The sequence below is a fragment of the Dethiosulfatarculus sandiegensis genome, assembly GCF_000931935.2.
Classification (GTDB): domain Bacteria; phylum Desulfobacterota; class Desulfarculia; order Desulfarculales; family Desulfarculaceae; genus Dethiosulfatarculus; species Dethiosulfatarculus sandiegensis.
This window is the reverse complement of sequence record NZ_AZAC01000005.1, coordinates 72,425-81,755: the sequence shown is the minus strand read 5'-3', so window position 1 is coordinate 81,755 and position 9,331 is coordinate 72,425. Positions and strand designations below refer to the sequence as shown.

Genomic DNA, 9,331 nt, shown 5'->3' with positions numbered 1-9,331 from the left:
AGCCGCTCCCGCTGAAGCAGCGGCCCCGCCCGAGCCTGCCCCGGCCGCCGAGCCTGAGGGCGACCTTGGGCAGGACGATCTGGATGCGCTTTTAGCTGACCTGGGTTCAGACGAAGAAGCCGCTCCCGCTGAAGCAGCAGCCGCACCCGAGGCTGCTCCGGCCGCCGAGCCTGAGGGCGACCTTGGGCAGGACGATCTGGACGCGCTTTTGGCTGACTTGGGTCCGGACGAGGAAGCGGCTCCCGTCGAAGAGCCCGCGCCTGCTGAAAAACCGGCGGAGCCCATACTTGCCGGAGGCGGAGATCTTGACGCTTTGGTGGCCAAGATGGCGGATGAAATCAAAGAGCCTGAGCTTGTTCAGGAACCCGCCGGTCCGGCTGAGCCGAAAGAGGCTTTGACCGCTGTTTTGGATCAGGCCCAGGTTGCGGCTTTGGTTGAGGAAATAACCAGGCAAACCATAGAAAAAGTTGTAAAGGAAATGGTCCCCGCCCTGGTGGCTGAGCAAGTGGAAAAAGAGATCAAGGCCATCAAGGAAGAGGCTCAAAAATTGACACAAGACGCCGAAAGCGGCGTAGTAGAATAACCGGCCGGCTTTGACGGGGCCGGTCGGATGGCGGGAGGTGTCTCAACCCCCGCCATTTCTTATGTCCCCCTGCTTCAGGCCGACATGCATCAGGAGATAAAAAATTATGAGTTCCAAACCCACTGCTTTGGAAAAATCCTACGAGCCCAAGGATGTTGAGGCTCGCTGGTATGAGTATTGGGAGTCCAACGGGCTTTTTCATGCAGATCCAGATTCATCCAAGGAACCCTATTCCATAGTCATCCCCCCACCGAATGTGACAGGTGTATTGCATATCGGCCATGCCTTGGACAATACCATCCAGGATATTCTTTGCCGCTACATGCGTATGAAGGGCAAGGAGGTTTTGTGGATGCCCGGCACGGACCATGCCGGCATAGCCACCCAGAACGTGGTGGAGCGCCAGCTGGCTGAAGAGGGGCTGTCCAGGCACGATGTGGGCAGGGAAGAATTTATTGAGCGGGTTTGGAAATGGCGGGCCGAATCCGGCGGCAAAATCATAAACCAGCTTAAGCGCCTGGGAGCCTCCTGTGACTGGGATCGTGAGCGCTTTACCATGGACGAGGGCCTGAGCAGGGCGGTGCGCGAGGTCTTTGTCACCCTCTATGAAGAGGGATTGATCTACCAGGGCGACTATATCATCAACTGGTGCCCCAGGTGCCACACCGCCTTAAGTGACCTGGAAAGTGAGCACGAGGACGTCAAGGGCGGCTTCTGGTATGTGCGCTATCCCTTTAAAAACGGAAAAGGCCACCTCACCATAGCCACCACCCGCCCGGAGACCATGCTCGGCGATACGGCAGTGGCCATCAACCCGGAAGATCCCAGGTATCAGGATCTGGCCGACGACACCCTGATATTGCCTTTGGTGGGCCGTGAACTGCCCATAATCAAAGACAAGTACGTTTCCCTTGATTTCGGAACCGGCGCCCTTAAGGTGACTCCGGCCCATGACCCCAACGACTTTGAGATCGGCCGCAAGCACAATCTTAAATCCATCCGCATGATGGATGACGACGGCCGCATTAATGAACAAGGCGGCGCTTACCAGGGCCTGGACCGTTTCGAGGCCAGGGAAAGGATTGTAGCCGATCTTGAGGAGCAGGGTTTTCTGGAGCGCCATGAAGAGCATATCCACTCCGTGGGGCATTGTTATCGCTGCAAGACCATGGTGGAGCCCATTTTAAGCAAACAGTGGTTTGTCAAGGTGGGGCCCTTGGCTGAAGAGGCGGTCCGTACAGTGGACGAAGGGCGCACCCGCATTGTCCCCGAGGTCTGGAACAAGACCTTCTACGAGTGGATGAACAATATCCGCGACTGGTGCATAAGCCGCCAGATCTGGTGGGGGCATCGCATCCCGGCCTGGTATTGCGAATGCGGCGAGGTGATTGTGGCCAGGGAAGACCCCACCACCTGCCCTGTCTGCGGAAGCTCTAACTTAAGGCGCGAGACCGATGTGTTGGACACCTGGTTCTCCAGTGGGTTGTGGCCTTTCTCAACCATGGGTTGGCCTGACAAGACGGATCTCTTGGAAAAATTCTATCCTACAAGTTGTCTGGTCACCGGCTTCGACATTCTTTTCTTCTGGGTGGCCCGCATGATGATGATGGGCAACAAGTTCATGGGAGAAGTGCCCTTTAAGGACGTCTGCATCCATGCCCTGGTCCGTGATGCCAAGGGGCAAAAGATGTCCAAGTCCAAGGGTAATGTCATGGATCCCTTGCTGATCATGGATGAATACGGGACCGACGCCTTCAGGTTCACCCTGGCCGCCTTTGCCGCCCAGGGCCGGGATATCAAGATGAGCGAGGACCGCATTGCGGGTTATCGCAACTTTGTGAACAAGGTCTGGAACGCAGCCAGGTTCACCCTTATGCACCTGGCCGAGGATATGACGGAAGGCCGGGATCTTGAGCCCCTTTTGGAGGATCGTTGGATTCTGAGCCGTTCGGTCAAGGCTGCCAAGGAAGCGGGCAAGGCCATAGAGGAGTATCGTTTCAACGATGCGGCCAGCGCCATTTACCAGTTTACCTGGCATGAATTCTGCGATTGGTATCTGGAGTTTATCAAGCCTCAACTTTACAATGCCGATGATCCGGCCAGGCAGGCCAAGACCAGGCGCGTTTTAGGTGAAGTCTTCTCCAGGTTGATCCGTATGCTGCATCCCTTTATGCCCTTTATCACAGAGGAACTCTGGCAAAGGTTGCCCGACAGCCTGGGCAGCATAATGAAATCCGACTGGCCGGTGATCTCTGAGGCGGATTATGATTCCGAGGCTGAAGAAGAGATGAAAATTGTCATGGAGGTGATCGGGGCCGTCAGGAACATCAGGGGGGAGATGGGCGTTAATCCCGGCCAGCAGGTGCCGCTTCTGCTCAAACCGGCCGACCAGGGAACCTTTGAACTGCTTGAGCGGAATAGGGACCGTATAGCGCTTCAGACCAAGGCCCAGGAGGTGAGCCTTGAGATGGATGGCGAGCAGACAGCCACCATGGCCACCACTGCCCTGAGCACGCTTACCGTGCTGGTGGACTTAAAGGACCTGGTTGATTTCAAGGCCGAGGAGGTCAGGCTGGGCAAAAAGGTCGCCAAACTGGAAAAAGAAATAACTAAAAGTGAGAAAAAGTTGTCAAACCAGGGGTTTGTAGATAAGGCTCCCCAGGAAGTCATACAAAAAGAAAAAGACAAGGTGGATGAAGGACGGGCTCAGCTTGAAAGGCTCAAGGATAACCTGAGCAGAGTTCGGAGCTTTTTGTAAAAAAAGGGTAACAAAAAACCGGTATTTATACCGGGTGGGGTAAATTAGGGCTTGCCAAAAGGCCGGATACCGGTTATAAGCTGCCCCTAAGGAAAAAGATGTACCTAAACAAGACAATTGGATGTTTAGCCCGTCCGGCTGAAGACCTTCATCTACGTTTCAATCAGTGAAATGAAGATGGTGTGGCCAAGAATGGTTTTTAGTCTTGACAGCTAAATCCTGAATTGTTAGTACATCTGAGTGCGTTTGTGGACTATCGATAGTAATCGCAAAAAAATTGCGAAAAAACTTATCTAAGGAGGACACCCAATATGCCGACTGTGACCTATAAGGGCAAAACATACGAAGTGGACGAAGACGGTTTCTTGCAAGATCCCGAAGTTTGGGATGAGAACTTCGCCCATTACGTGAAGGATTCTGAGGGCATCTCTGAGCTCACCGATGAGCACTGGAAAGTCATCAACTACCTGCAGGATTACTACAAGAAAAACGGTATCGCCCCCATGGTCCGTATCATGACCAAGGTGACCGGCTTCAAACTGAAAAAAATCTATGAGCTGTTCCCCAGCGGCCCCGGCAAGGGAGCCTGCAAGATGGCTGGCTTGGCCAAGCCCACTGGCTGCGTCTAAGTCGCCAACAGCATCTGTTTCGTAGAAAATCGGCGTTCGGCCTCTAGCGGTCGAACGCCGATTGTCTATTGTCGAGCGTAAAATAACCTGCCAGGGATGTCCTTTTTTGTCACAAGACAGTTGTGGAGGCTTAAGTGATCAGACCGCCACAGTCCTCAGGTGTCGTTTTAAGGCCAACTCCCAAGAATTACTATCTGGAGCAGGATAAAATAAGGCCTCCGGCTGAAACGGTTGCCTGGGTTAAAGAACGTTTCGCCCTTTTGGGCGATGATGTTTTAAAGAAAACCCTGCGTATAGACACCGGCAGGCTTGATATTCCGGTCTATATAAGCCTCTGTGGCCCTGCTGCCCTGAATCTCACCAAAAACGCCAAACAGATGGGCAAAGGCGCCAGTGCCGTGCAGGCAGAGGCCAGCGCCTTGATGGAGCTGGCCGAACGATTCAGTTTTTTCCATTTTTTTAATCATACGGAATTCACCTTGGCCAGGGCTGCTGAAATAGCCGAGCCCAAAATGCCTTCCCGGCTGGCTGCCGAGGCCCTTTATCACCCCAATGAAACAATCAGCCAGGCCGTAGATGCCTTTGAAATGCTTCCCCAGACCTGGGCCTGGGCCAGGAACCTGACCTTGGACAGGGAGGAGATGATTCCTCTTGGCTGGTTTTATGCGATTAATGAATACAATGGTCCGGCTGCGGGCAATTGTTTGGAAGAGGCGATCCTGCAGGGCATGTGCGAGGTGGTTGAACGCCATGTCTCCGCCCTGGTAACGGAAAACCGTTTAAAAACCCCGGCTATTGATCAGTCGACCATATCCGATCCCCTGGCCGGTGAACTTTTGCAGAAGTTCAAAGACGCGGGCATTAAGGTTTGGTTAAAGGATTTTTCCTGTGGGATGGGCATTCCCTCTGTGGGGGCGCTTTGCTATGATCCATCCACTTTCCCCCATAAAAGCGAGATAGTCTATACTGCGGGCACTGCCACCAGCCCTGTCAAAGCCTTGATAAGGGCATTGACCGAGGTGGCCCAGCTGGCGGGTGATTTTGATAAAAAAACCAGTTATGAAGTCTCTGCCCTGCCCAAGTTCACCGGCCTTGAGGAAGCTCAGTATGTTATGGAGGCCGACAGAACGGTAAGCTTGGCAAGCCTGCCCGATATTTCATCCGGGGATCTTGCCGAAGAGGTAAAGGCCTGCACCGCCTCCCTGGCGGATTCCGGTTTTCCGGTCTATTCCCTGAAAATGAACCACCCGGTGCTTGATGTTCCGGTGGTTTACAACATTATTCCCAAGGCCCATTTCGCCAAGCGCACCGTAGATACAAACGCGGTCTTCCACGCAGCCAAGCTGGCCAGCCAGTTGTTTCCACTTGATTTGGCGGAGGGTGTGTTGAGAGGATTGGGAAATTTGAACGGTGCGGGATACTATGTTCCTTTTTTCAGGGCTATTGTCCTCATAAGAAGGGGCGAGCCCTTGCCTGCCCTTGACTGTCTGAAAAGGGCGCTTGCTTTTAATCCTCCGGACGAAGACAAGCCCAGCATATATGTGCAACTGGCCGTGGCTCTTAAGGATATGGGCCAATATGACAAGGCCCTTTCGGCTCTTTACAAGGCGGCGTCCTACCCCGATCCCCATCAGGAAGTTTTCAACCTGATGGGGTTTTGCCATTTCAAGCTGAATGAATATGAAAAGGCCATAGAGGCTTTTTCCCTGGCTGTGGAAAGCGATCCCGCCGTTGCCATCAATTATGCCAACATAGGAGTGAACCTGCGTAGGCTGGGAGAAGATCAAAAGGCACTCGTTATGTTCCGTCACGCACTGGATCTAGATCCTGAGCTGGATTTTGCCCAGACACACTACCACGAGCTTACACAGGCAAATTTTTAGGTTATCGCCTGAAAAACCGTGGGTGGGGCAATTTTGACTTGGAGAATTTGAGCCCCATGTTTCAAAAATAGTCCCTTGTCTTTTTTTGATGCCGGGCCTAAAAAGGTTGTTTGCAGGTTTGAGCCGGTTTTTGAAGGAAGCTGAATCAATAAAAAATGAATTTCCACATTTAAGAGGCTTTTTCTTCTACCTGCTCATGGTAATCTGAGAAAGGCAAACCCCTTGCTCTCCCCGTCTTGACACCAGGGCGGCCCCAAGCTAGGTTAGGGTGAGCGAAAACTAATTCCTTTAAGGATGGGTGGATAAAAATGTTAGCCATAGAGCGTATCTCCGCGCGGGAGATCCTGGACTCCCGTGGTAATCCCACAGTCGAATGCGATGTAATGCTGGAAGACGGTTCTTTGGGAACCGCTGCGGTGCCCAGTGGGGCCAGCACTGGTGAGCATGAGGCCCTTGAATTGAGAGACGGCGATAAAAGCCGTTATGGCGGCAAGGGCGTTCTGAAGGCGGTGCATAACGTAGAAGAGGTGATTGCCCCGGAACTGGTTGGCTTGGACGGTCTTGATCAGGTGCTGATTGATCAGACCATGATTGATTTGGACGGCACAGAGAATAAATCAAAATTGGGGGCCAACGCGCTTTTGGGCGTTTCCATGGCCACCGCCAGGGCAGCGGCCAATGCTCTTTTAGTGTCGCTTTACCGCTATCTGGGCGGAGCCTATGCCAGGGTGCTGCCCATGCCCATGATGAATATCTTAAACGGCGGCTCCCATGCCCCGAATAATGTTGACATTCAGGAATTCATGATTGTGCCTATGGGCGGCGCTTCCTTTGCCGAAAGCCTGCGTATGGGAGCCGAAGTTTTCCACACCCTTAAAAAGGTCCTCTCTGCGAAGGGGCTGGTTACCAGTGTGGGCGATGAAGGCGGTTTCGCTCCCAATCTGGAAGATAATGACGAAGCCATCAAGGTGATCCTGGAGGCCGTGGAAAAGGCCGGTTATCAGCCTGGTGAAGATGTGGCACTGGCCCTGGACGTGGCAGCCAGCGAATTCTATAAGGATGGAAAATATATTTTCCATAAATCCGACAACAGCAGCCGCTCCGCTGCTGAAATGGTGGATCTCTATGCGGATTGGGTTAACAAATACCCCATCGTAAGCATTGAAGACGGCCTGGCCGAAGACGACTGGGACGGATGGACCCTGATGACCGAAAAACTCGGTGACAACCTGCAGATCGTGGGTGACGATCTTTTTGTCACCAACAGTGATCGCCTGGCAACCGGCATTGACAGGGATGCGGCCAACTCTATTCTTATCAAGCTGAACCAGATCGGCACTGTGACCGAGACCCTGGGCTGCATTGATCTGGCCCGCCGCAACGGCTACACTCAGGTGGTGAGCCACCGCTCCGGTGAGACGGAAGATAACTTTATCGCCGACCTGGCGGTTGCCGTGGGCTGCGGTCAGATAAAAACCGGTTCTCTTTGCCGCTCTGAAAGAATCTGCAAATACAATCGTCTTCTGCGCATAGAAGAAGAACTTGATGAAACAGCCTTGTTGGCGCGGCCTTTCTGATAATGTTACAAAGGCCTGTCTCCGGTAAATAAGGCCGGAGACAGGCCTCTTACTGATCCGATTCAAGGGGGCCTCCTGATTTATTATGCCTAGGGGCTTTTAAGGCTTACCTTGATCGGAAAAAGCGTTTAAAATCTAGCAAAAACACGCAACCTGATTAGATTGTGTGTTTTTGAGAATTTGTCAAGGTGTATTGACGAATTCAAGATGGGCATCGTTTTCCCCGGATGCACGGGCATCTCAAGGGGTGGAAGAGGCCAATTAGGTTAGTTGATATTTTCACGCTGGAGGATATGGTGAAACGGGGCCTGACCGTTCGACTGCTGATTTGCTTGACGCTTCTGGCTGCTTTTTCTGCCGGGGGGTGTGCCTATACAACTGTTGTCAAGGATGAACTAAAGCCTGAATTGGGTCCTCGGCAATCCACCGGCTTGAGCGCCCAAATGCCCCAGGTGCAGGACAAAAGGGTGTGGCCGGAGGAGACCACCGAGCGGACCTCGCCCAATGTGCGTATATTTGCCGAGCAGATTACCGATACTCTGCGCCAGGGACTGGTCGCAAACGGGCTCTTCAGTCGTTTGGCCGATCCTGCCAAGGATAGCTCAGAGGCGGCGAAAAATCGTCTGACTTTGGTGCTTAACAACTTTGCCCTGGAAAAGGACGGACGTAATCCCTGGCTGGTTCCCCATATGTTTGTGGACGGTTTGGTTTTGCCGGCCTTTGCGGTTGGCGTCTTTATCACCCAGGCCCAGGTTGACTTGGGGGGCTACTGGATTCCCAGCACTGATCTGAATATCTCTTTGACCCTTTCGGTCGTGTACCAGGAAACAGTCGAGCCCTTGGAACTCCCCGCCCGTGAGTTGCCTCAGACCGGATCTGCGCAGACCACGCCTTCAGCTCAGACCGCCTCTCTTAATCCGGCTAAGCCGGATTCTGCAACGGCCGATCAATTGCCCAAAGAAGAGAAACTTACAATTTTGGACTTGTCTTTCTTGGTTGATGAGAATGTGGGCGCTTTCAGCGAAAAGGAACTCTTCGGAGAATTTGACTCCTATGATTCCTATGGCGCCCGCTTGAGCAAAGATATCGGGAAGAAAGCCCTTTTGCGGTTGGTTGAAGTCATAAGCAGGGACCCGCATTGGGGATATCTTGATGAATTCAGGACGCTCGTACTGGCTGAACGTAAAGTGGCCGCCCCCTTGCCTTTAAGTGACCGTGTTTTGGCTGCTGAAACCACCTTGGGCATCTTGGAGCCTCTGGCCTATGATCCTGCCGAAGCTCAGATCCTGCGCAATGGAGCCCTGGAAACAGATGTCAGGGCCAAGGTGGTCAACGGTCTGCGGGCCAACCGTCTTAAGTTGGAAAATGCTTCCCTTTTGCCGGAAACGGAAAAGATCACCGAAGAAAAGGCCGAAGAACTTTTCAATGATCCTGAATTGGGCAAGGTTGAGGTCCAGGCCGCATTGGCTGAAAGAGTTTTTATCCTGGTGCGCAAGGTCTTGACTCCCATTGAGGCTCCAGAGGAAGAACCCGTGGCCCAAGCCGAGCCTGGAACAACCCAAGTCGGCGAGTCCGGGGCTCAGGAGTCCTCTCCTATAATTAACCCCAAGGCTCCCTTGCCCGATCCGCCCGATGCCTTGGAATTGCGGAATGAATTTATTAGTAAAGTTGCGAAGGCCGTGGATGGGAAACCCTTATTACAAGAGATTCTTATGAACCAGGCTGAAAGGGCCGTGGGTACAGCCTGGGCGCCTATGAAAAGCCTTTTACAGAAAATAGATTCATCTGAAACCAGACAATATCTTGAGGAGCGGGAGCCCACAACCCAGGCCTCCAATTAGGAGTACAGCCTGATAAAAGACAAGACTTAACAGGTGGCCGACTTTGCGAAAGCCGCCCCT

General features: G+C 53.0%; 6 protein-coding genes. All 6 read left to right on the top strand.

Translation table 11 applies throughout. The features are described from left to right. The coding region (locus X474_RS26435) for a hypothetical protein (RefSeq protein WP_353743128.1) at positions 1-583 on the top strand (583 nt) is incomplete at its 5' end. A 106-nt stretch (positions 584-689) separates the two neighbouring features. Continuing rightward, complete coding sequence (locus tag X474_RS05335; protein ID WP_044347304.1) at positions 690-3,341, top strand: valine--tRNA ligase; 2,652 nt, start codon at positions 690-692, stop codon at positions 3,339-3,341. A gap of 311 nt (positions 3,342-3,652) precedes the next feature. After that, positions 3,653-3,970 carry a TusE/DsrC/DsvC family sulfur relay protein gene (locus X474_RS05330; protein ID WP_044347303.1) on the top strand — a complete coding sequence of 106 codons (318 nt, stop codon included), beginning with the start codon at positions 3,653-3,655 and terminating at the stop codon, positions 3,968-3,970. Between the two features lie 134 nt (positions 3,971-4,104). Further along, positions 4,105-5,853, top strand: coding sequence for a YcaO-like family protein (locus X474_RS05325; protein ID WP_082464160.1), 1,749 nt, complete (start codon positions 4,105-4,107; stop codon positions 5,851-5,853). Positions 5,854-6,161: 308 nt separating this feature from the next. Next, positions 6,162-7,430 carry a phosphopyruvate hydratase gene (eno, locus tag X474_RS05320; protein WP_044347301.1) on the top strand — a complete coding sequence of 423 codons (1,269 nt, stop codon included), beginning with the start codon at positions 6,162-6,164 and terminating at the stop codon, positions 7,428-7,430. Positions 7,431-7,837: 407 nt separating this feature from the next. Further along, a complete protein-coding gene (locus X474_RS05315) occupies positions 7,838-9,271 on the top strand; it encodes a hypothetical protein (RefSeq protein ID WP_197281980.1) in 1,434 nt (477 codons plus the stop codon). Positions 9,272-9,331 lie beyond the last annotated feature (60 nt).